Here is a 14,522-nt window from a genome sequence, read left to right as displayed (position 1 = left end):
CGAGACGCCCATGCTAGTTGAAAGGCGAACCGGCCAACGGCCCGATGAATCATGCAGAACGACGTTCTATCTCTCGACTCGATCACGACGCTTCGCGAGCAGCTGACGCGCGGTGATGTGCGGCCGCGCGACGTTGTGGCGGCGGTGCTATCGCGCCTTGCGTCGTCGCGGCACGAGCACGTCTGGATCAGCCGCGCGACCGATGACGCGCTGGCTACGCGGGCGGATGAACTCGAGCGCCTCGGCCCCTCGCCGGCTCGCGCGCTCTATGGCATCCCGTTCGCTGTGAAGGACAACATCGACGTCGCGGGCATGCCCACGACGGCCGCCTGCCCGGCGTTCGCGTACACGCCGACGGAAGACGCGACGGTGGTGCGTCGGCTGTTGGACGCGGGCGCGATCTTCGTCGGCAAGACGAACCTCGACCAGTTCGCGACCGGCCTGGTCGGCACGCGCTCGCCTCACGGCGCGCCGCGGTGCGTGTTCAACAGCGACTACGTCTCCGGTGGTTCCAGTAGTGGCTCGGCCGTCGCGGTGGCGGGCGGGCTCGTGAGCTTCGCCCTCGGCACCGACACCGCCGGCTCCGGTCGCGTGCCGGCGGCGTTCAACAGTCTGATCGGCCTGAAGCCCACGAAGGGTCGGCTCAGCACCCGCGGTGTAGTGCCGGCGTGCCGGTCGCTCGACTGCGTCTCGATCTTCGCCGGCCGCGTGCCCGATGCCGCGGCCGTGCTCGCGGTGGCGCAGGGCTTCGATGCGGAAGACGCGTTCTCGCGCGCGGCACCGGCGGCACCGGCATCACTGGCCGCGTACGGTGAGACGTTCCGGTTCGGTGTGCCGCGGGAGGACCAGCTGAAGTTCTTCGGCGACACCGCGGCGCGCGACCTGTACGTCGCCTCGCTCGAACAGTTGCAGCGCATCGGCGGACAACGCGTGACGATCGACTACGAGCCCTTCGACGCCACCGCCCGCCTGCTCTACGGCGGCGCATTCGTCGCCGAGCGTTACGCCGCGGTGGGCAAGTTCATCAGTGAACATCCCGATGCTACGCACAGGGTCGTGCGCACGATCATCGAGGGCGCTAGCAAGTTCTCCGCTGCCGACGCGTTCGAAGCCACCTATCAGCTGGCGGCGCTGCGCCGGCAGACGGAGCCGGTGTGGGACGAGGTCGACATCCTCGCGCTGCCCACCACCGGCACGATCTACCGCGTGGACGAACTGCTGGCCGACCCGATCTCGCTGAACGCGAACCTCGGCTACTACACGAACTTCGTGAACCTGCTCGACCTGAGCGCGCTGGCCGTGCCCGCGGGGTTCCGGCCGAACGGGTTGCCGTTCGGCATCACGTTCGTCGCGCCGGCGTGGCACGAGGAACCACTCTGTACGCTGGCGCTGCGATATCGCACGCTCGCCGGCGCAACGTGAACATTACGAAAGGCACTGATGAACGAGATCCAGTTGGCCGTCGTTGGCGCGCACCTCAGCGGCATGCCGTTAAACCATCAGCTCACCAGTCGCGGTGGACGGCTCGTGCGCGCAACGCGCACCGCGCCGCGTTACAAGCTGTACGCGCTGGCCAACACCACACCGCCCAAACCTGGGTTGGTCCACGTGGGCACCACTGGCGAAGACGGCGCCGCGATCGAGGTGGAGGTGTGGTCGCTGTCGACCGAGGCCTTCGGCGCGTTCGTCGCCGAGGTGCCCGCGCCGCTGGCGATCGGGACCGCGGAACTGGAGGACGGCACGACGGTGAAAGGCTTCGTCTGTGAACCGCGGGCGATGCGGGGCGCGACGGAGATCACCCACTTGGGCGGCTGGCGTGCTTACGTCGCGCAGCGATGACGACGGCCGTACCACAGGCGGCCCGCCCGTGACCTTTTTGGGAAGCAAAGGCATGGGCGGGCCGCCCATGGTACGGCGATGCGGCTGCGCCAACCGCGACGCAGGCGTCATGCCTCCAATCAATCGATGCGCTGCGTTGTGTACTTTAGGCTTGAAGATGATTCAGCGGACGTTCCACACCGCCCTGCGCACCCTCGGCATCGATCGGCTGGTAACCTATTACGACAAGACGGATTCGACGAACACCCGCGCTGCACTCGCTGCGAAGGCAGGCACCGCCGGTGATGGTGACATCTTCATCGCCGGCGCGCAAACCGCGGGCCGTGGCAGTGATGGCAAACCGTGGGACTCGGCAGAACCGGTCGGCCTTTGGATGTCGATCGTCTTTCTCGAACCGCTGCGCACGCCGGCGCTATCGCTGTTGCCCGCGGTGGCGCTGGCGACGGTGCTGCGGAGTGATCATGGCATCGCAGCGCACCTGAAGTGGCCGAACGACGTTCTCGTCGGCACCAGCGAGCAGACACGCAAGATCGCGGGCATCCTGATCGAATCGTGCGACACCCCCACAGGCCGCGCTTGGGTGATGGGCATCGGCCTCAATCTTCGCCAGTCGCAGTTCGACGGGCCGCTCGCGAACATTGCGACGTCGGTGCGACAGCAGACGGGTGGCGACGTCGCCATCCCGGGCTTCTTCGCTTCGCTCGTCAAAGCGATCGATGCGCTAGAGCGGTCGTCTGCCGACCTCCCGGCGGTATGGATGGAGATGAGCCGCATGCCCGGCCGCACGATCACCCTCCGGCGACACGGTACGCAGACACCGGCACGCGTGGATGGGGTGACGGCGGAGGGTTACCTCCGCATCACGCACGCCGACGGGCGGCGGGAAACGCTGGTCGGCGTCACCGGCATCGACATCGATCCACGGTACTAATGCTTCGGGACAAACAGGCTACTTGAGCGATCCGTACGGCTGATCGGACCCGAGACCGCGCAGTACTTGCCCGATCGGCGTCCCATAAGCGGATATTGCCGATTTCCCATAGTGGCGTGGTGAAGAAGCCCCCCACTGCGGACCGATAGCAGCCGTACGGTGAGTGAACTTAGTCCCCAGCCCGCGGCCCTCGACGTTTCGCTACTCGAGCAATTGTCGAACCTGCAGGCGCAGTTGGACATGCTTCAGGAGCAGCTCACCGAGAGCCAGCGCCTCGCCACGATCGGCACGATCGCGGCCGTCATCGCGCACGAGTTCAACAACCTGCTCACCCCCATCGTCAGCTACTCGCAGTTCGCCCTTTCGTCGGCCAATTCCGATAAGCCGGACATGGACCTGATCCGCAAGGCCTTGGCCAAATCCTTTGCCAGTTCCGAAAAAGCCGGCAAGATCTGCAACAGCATGCTGGGCCTGGCCCGCGGTGAATCGACCTTCGGTCAGGTGCCGGTGCAGCAGCTCGTCGAGGAAACCCTGATGGTTTTGGCCCGCGACCCGCAGAAGGATGGCATCGCCCTTCGCGTGCAGGTGCAGCCCGACCTCGTCGTCCCCGGCGACCCCGTCCAACTGCAACAGGTGCTGCTGAACCTCCTGATCAACGCCCGCCAAGCCATGCTCGGTCGCGGCGGATCGCTCTCGGTGCGGGCTACCCATATCGACGACACGAACGAACTGAAATTACAGGTGATCGACACCGGCCCGGGCATTCCGGAGAAACTGCTGCCGAAGATCTTCCAACCGTTCTTCACCACCAAGGGCACCGCGCGCAAGGGCGAGGCCAAGGGCACGGGGTTGGGCCTGGCGATCTGCAAGGAGATCGTCGAACACCACCGCGGCCGGATTGAAGTCGAAAGCACGGTCGGCAAAGGCACGACGTTCAACATCTACCTGCCCGCGCTCGCCACGCCCCCCATTCGATCCGCAGCATAGCGAAGTGGCGCAGCTGTCGGCCGCACGTCAATTCGACATCCACAACACGCGATGGTCGTCATCCTGCCCACCGCCCACTGCCCACTCTCCACCGCCCACGGTTCTCCCCTTCCATTAAAGCTTTGCCAGCCAAAGGTCCGATAAAGTTGGAACAGGTCGTTAACAGAAGGAAGTCCCCATGCCGGTAACCGTAGATCACGCCGCGATGAAGACTGAGATTTTTGGGCTGGAGACGGTCGGGCAGTTGCTGTCGCACCTGAAGCGCGACAACCGGTTGGTGGTGAACCTGCTGATCGACGGGCACGAGCCCAACTACGACGACTTCCCCAGCCTGACGCGTTCACGGCTGGACGCGCACACGCTGTTCATCGAGACCGCCGACCCGCGCGAGATCGCGACCGAGGCGCTGAACGAGGTCGAACAGCAGATGGCCGAGGCGGACCGGCTCAGCAGTGAGGCCGTGGCGCTGTTGCAGAAGAACCAGCCCGCCGGCGCAATGCAGAAATTAAGCGGCTGTTTCACCACGTGGCAAGCGGCGCAGGAATCGGTCGACAAGACCGCGCAACTGCTGCGCCTGAAGCTGGACGACATCACCGCCGCCGGTCAGTCGATCTCGTCGCTTATGGTCGAGTTTGGTGACCAATTGCGCTCGATCCGCGGCGCGCTGGAAAGCCGCGACTACGTCACGCTCGGCGACGTGCTGACCTACGAAACCCCCGCCACCACCCGCAAGTGGCGCCAAGCCATGACCGCGATGCGCCAGAGCATCTAACGGGCCCTCCAGCGGCTTCGCTCTTTTCGTAGGACAGGCATTCCTGTCTGTCTCTCCCCCCGTTTTGCTTCTCCCCCCGTACTCTGCCTTCCCATTGGGACGCACATTCCTTGTCTGTCTCACTTGCGTTGCGCTTCTGTCTACCAAATGCACGAAACACGAGGCACGAAGGAAACGCGAAGAAAACCGGAACCAACGCCCTGGCGGCGGTTTGGGCAAGCGAAAACGCGAACTTGTGCACCATTGTGCACCATTTTGCACCATCGGCTGGGTGAGACCGGGACCAACTCAGTCCCGCGTACAGCCATCGACTTGTCAAAGAACACACTATCCATCTCTACGCTGGCGCTGCGCAGAAGCGATCGTATTGGCGCAACGCTCTTCGGAATTCGTCGTGTCCGGCTTCGCGTCTTCGCGCCTTCGTGGTTCCCTGCATTTGATCGCGGCTCTGCCGCGTGGCAGACGAGAATGTCCGCCCCACCAGGAGAACAAAGACAGAAGAGACACAGGCAGGAATGCCTGTGCCACAGAAGGGAGGCAGAGAGAATACGGGGGGAGAGGAAGACGAGGGAGAGACAGGCAGGAATCCCTGTCCTACAGAAGATTGGGACGTGGAAACGACAAGACCTCCGCGACGTTGGTTGTCGCGGAGGTCTTGGGGTTCGCGTGCATTGTGAGCCAAAAGCTTACGCCGGCTGGTCGGCTTGCAAATCGAGCCACTTCAACTCGCCCTGGCTTAGCTGGATGTCCAGCGCGGGCAGGCTTGTGCGGGTCTCGCTGAGCTGGCGGGGGCCGATCAGTGGGAACGTGGGGAACGGCTGGCAGAGCACGTAGGCCAGCGCGATGTTGATCGGCGTCACGCCCCGCTTCTCGGCCAGCGCGAAGGCGCGCCGCTGGCGCTCGAAGTTGTCGTCGCTGTACCAGGTCTCGACGACCTCCTTGTTGTCGCGCTGCTCCGGCGATGCCACGCCCGGCAGGAAGAACCCACGCGCCTGGCTGCTCCAGGGCAGCAGGACGACGTCGGCCTTGTGGGCGGCGTGCCACTTCTGCGTCTCGAGTTCGCTGCTGGCGATGCAGCCGGCCCAGATCGGCTTGATCATGCGGGCCAGGCTGAAGTTATTGCTGACCGCCACCGGCGCCTGCAGGCCGTGCTGTTTGGCGTAGCTGACGGCTTCCTCAAATCGCGCCGGCGTCCAGTTGCTGCCCCCCCACGCCTTCACGCGACCTGCCTTGATGTGGTCGTTGATCACCGACACGAACTCGCCGACCGGCACCTTCGGGTTGTCGCGGTGCATGACGTACAGGTCGGTGTAGGGCGTGCGCAGGCGCTCCAGGCTCTTGGGCAGTTCGTGCTCGAGCCGCGCGGGATAGCAGTCGGGCGTGTGCAGGCCTTTTACGATCGTGACGCACTGGTCGCGCACGCCGCGCAGTTCCATCCATTGGCCGAGAAGTTGTTCCTGCTTGCCACCGCCGTAGATAAAGCTCGTGTCGAACGTGTTGCCACCACGGGCGAACCAGTCGTCGAACATGATGGCGGCGTGCGAGAGGTTCTGCTGATTGTCGCAGCCCATCACCAGGCGCGACACCTCCTTGTCGATGCCGGCAATCCGGCCGTACTTCATGTTGCCCTTGCCGCGGGCCAATGGGCGGTTGGCGATGGTCGTCTTCGGGTAGCCCTCGGGCTTTTCCATCTTGTAGGTCAGGCCAACCGCGTCGCGCCAGCGGTCGATCGCGCGAATGTTGCCCATCGTATCGGCCCAGGTCATCGCGGGCGCCGGGGCCTGCTTTTCACCGGCCAGCAGCGCGCGACCGAAGACGTCCGCCTCAAGCGTGAAGCTCGTTACGTCAGCGGGCACGTCGATCTCCTGCGCGGGCTGCCCCTTCTTCTGCATGATGATCTTGCCGGCCTGCGCCTTCTCGCGGTTGGCGACCCACGGGTTGGGCAGCGAGATCTTGCCGGCGCTTCCGTAGATCGTGACGGCGGCCTCCTGGTCCATGCTGACGCTGGTCGACAGTTGCGCCAGCACGTCGCCGGGGAACTTCATCGAGGCGATCGCCCACTCGTCGACGCCCGTCTCGCCCAGATGCGCCGCGCCAGTCACCTGCACGGGATCGGCAAAGTCCTTACCGGCCGTCGCGCCGGCGATCAGGCGGGCCATCGATGTCGTATAACAACCGACGTCCATAATGCCGCCACCGGCCAGCTCGTTGCTGTAGATGCGGCTTTCGGCGTTGAACCCGCCGTGCCAGCCGAACGAGGCGCGGATCATCCGCACGTCGCCGATCTCCTTGTTCTTGATCAGCTCCACCAGCTTGGCGGTCTGCGGGTGGCAGCGATACATGAACGCCTCCATCAGCAGCACGTCGTTGACCGTCGCCGATTCCAGCATCGCCATCGCTTGGGCGGTGTTGAGCGCGACGGGCTTCTCGACCAGCACGTGCTTCTTGGCCTCCATCGCCTTGATGGCCCACTCCGTGTGCAGCGGGTGCGGCGTGGAGATGTAGACGGCCTGCACGTCCGTGTCGGCCAGCAGCTCCTCGTAGCTGCCGTAGCTGCGCTCAGCTTTGAATTCGGCGGCGAACTTGTCGGCCTTGGCCTTGTCGCGCGACGACACCGCCAACAGCCGACCGGTCTGGCTGGCGGCCAGGTTGCGCGCGAAGCAGGACGCGATCGCGCCCGTCGTGAGAATGCCCCAGTTGACCTTGTTCGTCGTGCTCATCTGCGTTCCTCGTGGGTGGTTGCGTGTGTCAGGAATGGTTTTCCGCTGAACTAACGCTAGCGTACCCGTCGGCACTTTCCATTGGATAAATGGTCGCGTGCATGTCATATTTGGTCATCGAGATCCACGCGGGCCTGATATGAAGCGATCCGTCCGAATATCGCCGGTCGACAACCGCATCCCGCAGCACGTGCTGCGGGACGAGGTCGTCTACCGCACGTTCGCGACCGGACATGGCGGCGTGCGCGGTTGCGCGTTCATGCGCAAGCCAATGGCCGCCAATTCGTACCGCGACCGCGTGATGCGCGACTACGTCGCGGTCTACGTGCTGCGCGGCACGGGCACGTTCACCGATGGCGACGGTGTCACCAGGCGCGTGGAGGCCGGTTGCTTCCTGCAGATGCCCGCCAACCGCCCTGCCGGGGTTGAACAGGACCCCGATGGCCAATGGGCCGAGTGCTGGATCACCCTCGACGGCCGGTTCTGCGATGAACTGGCGCGATTGGGAACGATCGACCTGTCGCGCCTGCTGCTGCGGCCGGGGTTAGACCTGGAGCTGATCGACAAGTTCGAGCGCATCGTACACGACCTGTCGCACGGGTCGGACGTCGCCGTCGCGCAAACGCTGGCCCGCGCTCACGAGTTGCTCGCCTACGCCCACGACGCCGACCGCCGCCGAGACGCGCCGCACCCGCACGCGACGCTGATCGAGTCGGCGAGCGCCGCGTTGTCGCGCGACCTCGACAAGCGCCTCGACACCGCCACGCTCGCCGCCAGCCACGGGCTAAGCTACGAGCGGTTCCGCAAGATCTTCCGCCAGCGCACCGGCATCTCGCCCGGCGAGTACCGCATCCGCCGGCGCATCGACCGCGCCCGCGTGCTGATCGCGCAGGATCGGCTAAGCAACAAAGAGGTCGCGTATCAGTTGGGGTATGCCGACCCGTTCACGTTCAGCAAGCAGTTCAAGCAGGTGGTGGGCGTGAGCCCGGAGATGTTTCGGCGGACGGTATGAGGGACGCGAAACGAGATGAGCTACGCCATACTCTTCCTCTCTCCAGGAAGGCGGCAACGACTTTGACCCGTTGCTCCGGTCCCCTCTCCCGCGTACTCGCGGGGGAGGGTTAGGGAGGGGGCCCTACTCCGATGGGTCCGCGGTCAAGCCCCCTCCCTAGCCCTCCCCCGGAGTACCGGGAGAGGGGACCAGACGAAGAGGAAGGGATTTGCGAGGGAGTGTGTCACCTACTCCGCGGGCAGCGGCAAGGGTCGCGACGACGCGGTATCCATCGGCAAACTCATACCGCTGCAGATCGCGATCGCCAAAGCGTCGGCGACGTCAGGGGGTTCGGGTGGGTCCTTCAGCGAGAAGATGGACTGAATCGCCCGTTGCATCTGGTGCTTGCTGGCGTGGCCGTGGCCGCTGACGGCTTGCTTGACGCGGTTGGCGGGCAGCTCATCGATGCTTAGCCCATGGCGGGCGGCGACCAGCAAAATCACGCCGCGCGCGTGGGCCATGAGGATCGCGGTTCGCGGGTGGTTGTAGTGCGCGTAGAGCATCTCGACCGCCACGCGCTCGGGGCGGTGTTCGACGACGATCTCCTCCAGCGCCCGTTCCAGCTCGACCAATCGAGAGGCAATCGGCGTTTTGGCGGCCAGCCGGATGACGCCACCATCGATCAACCGCGGGCGAAACGGGTGCGACTCGATCACGCCGTAACCGGTGAGCTGCAGGCCAGGATCGATGCCGAGGACACGCATGGGTGGTCGGTGATCATAGAAGGTTTGGCGGGGAGATTGAAGGCGAGGAGAGACCGGGCACTCCGAAGCTTTCGGGGATGCGATTCTCCGGTCCCTCTCCCATGTACTCATGGGAGAGGTTAGGTGAGGGTGATTGGTTCTTACAAGGTCGTAAACCGTTGGAAATGCACCCTCACCTAACCTCTCCCGGAGTACCGGGAGAGGGACCGGAGGCACCAACGAACAAGGGCCGCCCGTTGCGGGGCGGCCCTTGGTGTGATCAGTAATAAGCGGTAGACGCGGCGTTACATGCCGTCATCGCCCGGCTGCGGAGCGGGAGCCATTCCGCCACCCTGGCCACCGGCGCCCATGCCCATGTAGAGCTGCATGACGGCGCTGACCACGCTCTGCACGAGCGGCGTGGGCACGTGGCCGTCCATGCGGATGGCCGACCCGTCGGCGGCGAGCGTCATGCCAACCGGCGGCAGGTTCTCGGCCAGCTGCACGTTCATCGGCATGCCGAACTGCTGGGCGTAGTTCAGGCCGGTGCCGAGGATCACGTCGACCGGGATGTACATCGTGGCGATGCGCTGCTCGGGCAGCTGCGCCTTGGCGGTCTGCAGGGACTGCGTCTTGCCGACCACGTCCTCGTTGGCCTTGGCCGACTTGATCACGTTGCTCAGCGCCGCAGGCGACAGGCCGGCGACGGTCAGCAGTTGCTTGTCGTCCAACTTGCCGGTGAGGCCGGTCATGCCCTCGGGGCCGTACAGGATGCCGAGCATGCGCTGAGCCTGGGCGGCGTCGGGGCTGTCCGGGTCGGCGGTGATCTCGGTCTTGAACTGGTCGAACGTCACGCCGTCCACCTGCCGCGCGGCGGGCGTGAAGACGGTGTTGGTGCCGGCGGCGTCCTGACCCTGGGCAAGGGTCATCACCTTCTGCTGCGCCTCGAGCAGCTCCTTCTGGGCCGCGTCGATCGTCGCGACGTCGCCGCGCGTGATCGTGATCGACTGAAGGATCGCTTCCTGCATGAACTGCCCCGCCGGCGCCACCAGGCCGAACGTCTGGCTGGTGGTGGCGGCCATCATGCGCTTGGCCGACTCCAGCACCTGGATGATCGGCTTGGCCTGATCGTCGTTGACGGCGTTCAGTTCCTTCAGGACCGGGTCGAGCAGGTCGTTGACGGCCGGCATGACCGACTTCGGATCGAGCGACGAGCCACCGAAGAACAGGTACTTGCCGGCGGGCAGCCCGCTCAGCAACGAGTCGTTGGTGCCCTTGATGTTGGACAGCATCTTGCCGGCGTACGAGCCGGGCGTGAACTCGGCGGCGAGCGTGCCGTTGATGCCGGCGTCGGTCAGGTTCAGGCTGTAGGTCGCGCTCTGCGCGTCGCGCAGGAACCCTTCCATGACGTTGATGCCCTGGTTGGCCGCAGCCTTGATGACGGGCATGAACTTCTTGGCCATCTCGGTCTGCTTGGCCGCGTTCTCGTCGACGGCGGCGGGATCGTTCGGGTCGGCGTCGGGGTCGGCCATTGCGGGCCCCTGCGAGAGGATGTCCTTCTCCATCTCGGCGATCCACTTCTCGCGGTTCTGCTGGATCATGGGCAGCGCCTTAGCGCGGATGGCCTCCATGTTGCCGAAGAAGACCATGTCCTTCTCGTTCAGCTCCTTGGTCGCCAGCTGGCCGTTGATCTTCATCGGCGCCGGCTTCAGTTGCAGGGCCGCCTTGTTGGGGCTGATGGCGGCGTACTTGCCGCCCCACGACTTCACGAACGACGTCTCGCCCTCGGGCGAGGTGACTTCGCTGACCTCACCGGTCGTCTTGGCGTCGGGGAAGTTGCCGAGGAAGGCCTGATAATCGGTGACCGGCACGAGCATGATGATCGGCTCGGCGCCTTCGCCGAGCGTCGTGGGATCGAGGAACGCCACGCCGAAGTCACCGTCTTCGTTGAGGCCTTCCTTGATGCCGAACTTGGCCTCCAGCGCCTTCATTGGGTCGGCCGCCTCGGGCGACATCTGGTCGACGCCGAGCTTCTTGGCGAGGTCGGCGGCCTTCGTGCTGACCTTACCGAGGTTGCTGATGCGCATGCCACCCATGGCGCCTTCAGGGAACTGTTCAAGCACCTGTGCGCCGGCGACCCCCGACAAAGCCAGCAAAATGGCCGCGGACAATGCGGTAGCGCGGCGGACGACTTGGACCTTCATATGGACTCCTCTTCGATTTGTTTCTTCACGTCCCCCGCGCGCCTGCGACGCGGCTCTGGGAAATGCGAATCGTACCCAAGTGTATGGACCGGTCAAACGGACAAAGGTTAGGGAGGAGGCCGAATGCGTGGACAAGGTGGGTTATAAGACGGGCCACGTACCGCTTAACCCCATAGAGGTCGCCGCAATAGGCCAAGTGTCATCCCAATGGGAGGCTGGCCGACCTGAGGGATCTCGACCCGCCTTGCGATTCCCAGCCACTCGAGATCCCTCCAGTCGCCTTAGGCTCCGCTTGGGATGCCAGTTAGCACGCAGCTCCCCATCGTGTTCCTGAGATTTCGCCACCTCCCGCAAGCTGGTCGCTATAATCCCACCGTGCAGCTCGCCGTCTTGCCGAATCTCGTTACCGCTTCGCCAGCCGGGTTTGATACCGGTCCGCGATCGATTGGCGCGGTTCGGATGTTGCGGATCAGCATCACCGATCGCTGCAACTACCGCTGTACCTACTGCATGCCGGCCGAGGGGGTGGCGTGGCTGCCGAAGGACGATGTGCTGACCTTCGAGGAGATCGCCGACGTCGTGCGGGCGGCGATCGAGGTGCATGGCATCCGCCGATTTAAGCTGACCGGTGGCGAGCCAACCGTACGGCACGGATTGGTCGATCTGGTTGCCAAGCTGCGGCAAATCGATGGCATCGACGACCTTTCACTGACCACCAACGGACAGCGCCTCTTCGACCTGGCTCAGCCACTGCGGTCGGCCGGGCTGGACCGCATCACGATCAGCCTCGACTCGCTGCGGGCAGACCGCTTCCAGCAGATCACCCGCACCGGCGACCTGTCTGCGGTGCTGCGTGGGCTCGACCGCACGATTGAGGGTGGCTTCCTCGCAACGAAGATCAACTGCGTCGTCATGCGCGGCGTGAACGACGACGAACTGCCCGACTTCGCCCGCCTGTCGCTCGACCGCAATTTGACCGTTCGCTTCATCGAATACATGCCCCTAGGCGACGCTGCCGTGCTGCAAACGAGCGACCGCAGCATGGCGGTGGACGCCGAGGAGTTGGGCCCCGCCGGTGGCTGCGGCGCGCAGGATCGCGGGGACGTCTTCGTCTCGGAAACGCAGATGCGCCAAGTGATCGAGGCGGAACTCGGACCGCTGGTCGCGATCGACCGAGACAGCGAAGCGGGCGTCGGCCCGGCGGTCCCCTATCGCCTCGCATTGCACGGCGCCCGCGGCCGGATTGGCTTTATCAGCGCGATGTCCGCCCCGTTCTGCGGCACCTGCAATCGGTTGCGCCTGACCGCGACCGGCGTGCTGCGATCGTGCCTGTTCGAAGGTGGCGAGGTCGACGTGCGCGGCGTCCTACGTTCCGGCGACCTTACCCCCACCGCCCGCCACCAACGCATCGCGACCGCGATGACCGACTGCGTTCGCCTCAAACCCGACGTCCACAGCGCCCGCGGCAACCAACAAATGAGCCGCATCGGCGGATAGGCCGTCGGCGACGTTCGTCGTCCGTGAACAGGGAATTTGCGTCTCATTCGCGCAATGCCTTCATTACAGAAATCCGACCGCTGCATACCGCGCCCACGCGTCCCGCCGGTCCCCTCTCCCGGTACTCCGGAAGAGGGTTAGGCACTGTCTGGCGGATCAAAATGAGTGCCTATCTGGGTGGTTGTCATCCCGAAGGGAGCCTAAGGCGACCTGAGGGATCTCGAATGACGAGCGGTTCGCGCCCGTGGAAGATGGGTCGGGTCGCTACCGCTAGGGTCGGGATGACAAGCTTCTCGCCCACGCGCGATCCGTCAGACAGTGCCTAGGGTGGGGGCGGGAGCGTCAACCCGTTCCTGATCGTACGCGCAGCCCCCTCCCTAGCCCTCCCCCGCGAGTACGCGGGAGAGGGGACCGGAAACCCATGCATCAAGTATGTTCATGCCCTTTTCTGCTCGACGCGCCGCGGGCGGACGGCTATAATGTTAGGAATCAGTTCGGTATTCATGCCCACGAGCGAAGGAACGCCGGTGGCCATGTTTCGTGAGGATCCCGCGTGCGCGTGGGTGATGTTTCTGTTTCGCCGACCGACGTACGTTCCTTCGCTCGTGGGCATGTCTGTTCTTTTCTCGTTTGGGCGCGGGCTTGTTTGCGCGTCATTGCCGATCAAATCGAACGCGGGCAAGCGCGCGTCAAGCGGGCAAGTTGCCTTTTCCACACCGGTTTCTTTATGACCCTCCTCACACCTGCTAAAACGATCTCCATGGCACGCGAGCGAATCGTATCGGGCGAAAACCAGAGCCCGGAAGAGAACACGTTCAACTACGCGCTGCGGCCACAGCTGTTCGCGCAGTACGTCGGGCAGCCGACGCTCATCCGAAAGTTGAAGATCGCCGTCGATGCCGCCAAGGGGCGAAACGAACCGGTCGAGCACGTCCTGCTGCACGGCCCGCCGGGGCTCGGCAAGACGACGCTCGCGCACGTGGTGGCCAACGAGATGGCCGCGCAGGTTCACGTCACCAACGGCCCGGCGCTCACCAAGGGCGCCGACCTCGTCGGCATCCTCACCAAATTGCAGCAGGGCGACGTGCTCTTCATCGACGAGGTCCACCGCCTGCCCGCGATCGTCGAGGAGTACCTCTACCCGGCCATGGAGGACTACAAGGTCGACGTGACGATCGACGCCGGCATGCACGCGCGCACGATCACCATGCCCATCCCGCGCTTCACCTTGATCGGCGCGACGACGCGCATCGGCTTGCTCAGCGGCCCGATGCGCAGCCGGTTCGGCATCGTGAACCACATCGAGTTCTACACGCCCGAGGCGCTCCACGAGATTCTGAAGGCCAACGCGGTGCAGTTGAAGATGGGCGCGCCGGACGATGCACTTTGGGAACTGGCCCATCGCAGCCGCGGCACGCCGCGCATCGCCAACCGCCTGCTCCGCCGCGTGCGCGACTTCGCCGCGGTCGAGGCCGATGGCCGACCCACCCTGCCAGTTACGAAGGCGGCACTGGAACTGGAAGGGATCGACGCCAGGGGATTGGACGAGCAGGATCGCCAGTTCCTGCGAACGCTGATCGAGGTGTACGAAGGCGGCCCCGCCGGCATCGAGGCGATCGGCGCCAGCATGGGAGAGGAGACCGAGACGCTCGTCGACGTGATCGAGCCCTACCTGCTGCAGACCGGCTTCGTCACCCGCACCCGCCAGGGCCGCCGGGCGACCAAGCAGGCGTACGAACATTTGAACCTGAAATGGCGGCCACCAAAAGACATGGACCTGTTCGACGCCGGCAGTGGCGGCAAGTGATAGCCGTTGATGAAAGCGTGTTTTTCAAGTC

Annotated in this window: 11 protein-coding genes; 8 read left to right on the top strand and 3 right to left on the bottom strand. The window is 64.8% G+C overall.

The annotated features are described in order from the left end of the window. Positions 1-51: 51 nt before the first annotated feature. The 5 genes from atzF (at position 52) to VGN72_15990 (ending at position 4,529) form a co-directional block, all read left to right on the top strand. Positions 52-1,422, top strand: a complete 1,371-nt coding sequence (atzF, locus tag VGN72_16010; protein HEV7300872.1) for an allophanate hydrolase — start codon at positions 52-54, stop codon at positions 1,420-1,422. 18 nt (positions 1,423-1,440) lie between these two features. Continuing rightward, positions 1,441-1,839 (top strand): hypothetical protein, encoded by a 399-nt coding sequence (locus tag VGN72_16005; GenBank protein ID HEV7300871.1) that lies wholly within the window; start codon positions 1,441-1,443, stop codon positions 1,837-1,839. Between the two features lie 157 nt (positions 1,840-1,996). Continuing rightward, positions 1,997-2,770, top strand: coding sequence for a biotin--[acetyl-CoA-carboxylase] ligase (locus tag VGN72_16000; protein HEV7300870.1), 774 nt, complete (start codon positions 1,997-1,999; stop codon positions 2,768-2,770). Positions 2,771-2,929: 159 nt separating this feature from the next. Beyond that, positions 2,930-3,757, top strand: coding sequence for an ATP-binding protein (locus tag VGN72_15995; protein ID HEV7300869.1), 828 nt, complete (start codon positions 2,930-2,932; stop codon positions 3,755-3,757). Between the two features lie 178 nt (positions 3,758-3,935). After that, entirely contained in the window at positions 3,936-4,529 is a 594-nt protein-coding gene (locus VGN72_15990) for a hypothetical protein (protein HEV7300868.1), read from the top strand. Between the two features lie 686 nt (positions 4,530-5,215). Here the strand turns inward: VGN72_15990 and VGN72_15985 are convergent. Further along, the gene (locus VGN72_15985; protein ID HEV7300867.1) at positions 5,216-7,249 is read right to left on the bottom strand and encodes an aldo/keto reductase; all 2,034 of its coding nucleotides are present in this window, start codon (positions 7,247-7,249) and stop codon (positions 5,216-5,218) included. Between the two features lie 139 nt (positions 7,250-7,388). Here VGN72_15985 and VGN72_15980 point away from each other — a divergent pair, with 139 nt between their 5' ends. Further along, positions 7,389-8,261: an AraC family transcriptional regulator gene (locus VGN72_15980; protein HEV7300866.1), complete on the top strand. Its 873-nt coding sequence runs from the start codon at positions 7,389-7,391 to the stop codon at positions 8,259-8,261. A 227-nt stretch (positions 8,262-8,488) separates the two neighbouring features. On the opposite strand, the gene VGN72_15975 is transcribed toward VGN72_15980, so the two are convergent. Together VGN72_15975 and VGN72_15970 are read right to left on the bottom strand one after the other, a co-directional pair. Then, entirely contained in the window at positions 8,489-9,004 is a 516-nt protein-coding gene (locus VGN72_15975) for a crossover junction endodeoxyribonuclease RuvC (protein ID HEV7300865.1), read from the bottom strand. Positions 9,005-9,288: 284 nt separating this feature from the next. Beyond that, on the bottom strand, positions 9,289-11,187 hold the full coding sequence (locus tag VGN72_15970) for a hypothetical protein (GenBank protein HEV7300864.1): 1,899 nt from the start codon (positions 11,185-11,187) through the stop codon (positions 9,289-9,291). Positions 11,188-11,646: 459 nt separating this feature from the next. On the opposite strand from VGN72_15970, the gene moaA reads away from it, so the two are divergent. Then, complete coding sequence (gene moaA / locus VGN72_15965; protein ID HEV7300863.1) at positions 11,647-12,684, top strand: GTP 3',8-cyclase MoaA; 1,038 nt, start codon at positions 11,647-11,649, stop codon at positions 12,682-12,684. Positions 12,685-13,444: 760 nt separating this feature from the next. Beyond that, positions 13,445-14,491, top strand: a complete 1,047-nt coding sequence (gene ruvB, locus VGN72_15960; protein ID HEV7300862.1) for a Holliday junction branch migration DNA helicase RuvB — start codon at positions 13,445-13,447, stop codon at positions 14,489-14,491. The last annotated feature ends 31 nt before the right edge of the window (positions 14,492-14,522 follow it).

It is taken from the genome of Tepidisphaeraceae bacterium (assembly GCA_035998445.1).
Lineage (GTDB): Bacteria > Planctomycetota > Phycisphaerae > Tepidisphaerales > Tepidisphaeraceae > DASYHQ01.
This window is presented reverse-complemented; position numbering and strand designations above follow the sequence as displayed.

Coding starts and splice junctions, on each gene's coding strand:
- atzF (HEV7300872.1), top strand. CDS start 52: ATGCAGAACGACGTTCTATCTCTCGACTCGATCACGACGCTTCGCGAG.
- VGN72_16005 (HEV7300871.1), top strand. CDS start 1,441: ATGAACGAGATCCAGTTGGCCGTCGTTGGCGCGCACCTCAGCGGCATG.
- VGN72_16000 (HEV7300870.1), top strand. CDS start 1,997: ATGATTCAGCGGACGTTCCACACCGCCCTGCGCACCCTCGGCATCGAT.
- VGN72_15990 (HEV7300868.1), top strand. CDS start 3,936: ATGCCGGTAACCGTAGATCACGCCGCGATGAAGACTGAGATTTTTGGG.
- VGN72_15985 (HEV7300867.1), bottom strand. CDS start 7,249: ATGAGCACGACGAACAAGGTCAACTGGGGCATTCTCACGACGGGCGCG.
- VGN72_15980 (HEV7300866.1), top strand. CDS start 7,389: ATGAAGCGATCCGTCCGAATATCGCCGGTCGACAACCGCATCCCGCAG.
- VGN72_15975 (HEV7300865.1), bottom strand. CDS start 9,004: ATGCGTGTCCTCGGCATCGATCCTGGCCTGCAGCTCACCGGTTACGGC.
- VGN72_15970 (HEV7300864.1), bottom strand. CDS start 11,187: ATGAAGGTCCAAGTCGTCCGCCGCGCTACCGCATTGTCCGCGGCCATT.
- moaA (HEV7300863.1), top strand. CDS start 11,647: ATGTTGCGGATCAGCATCACCGATCGCTGCAACTACCGCTGTACCTAC.
- ruvB (HEV7300862.1), top strand. CDS start 13,445: ATGGCACGCGAGCGAATCGTATCGGGCGAAAACCAGAGCCCGGAAGAG.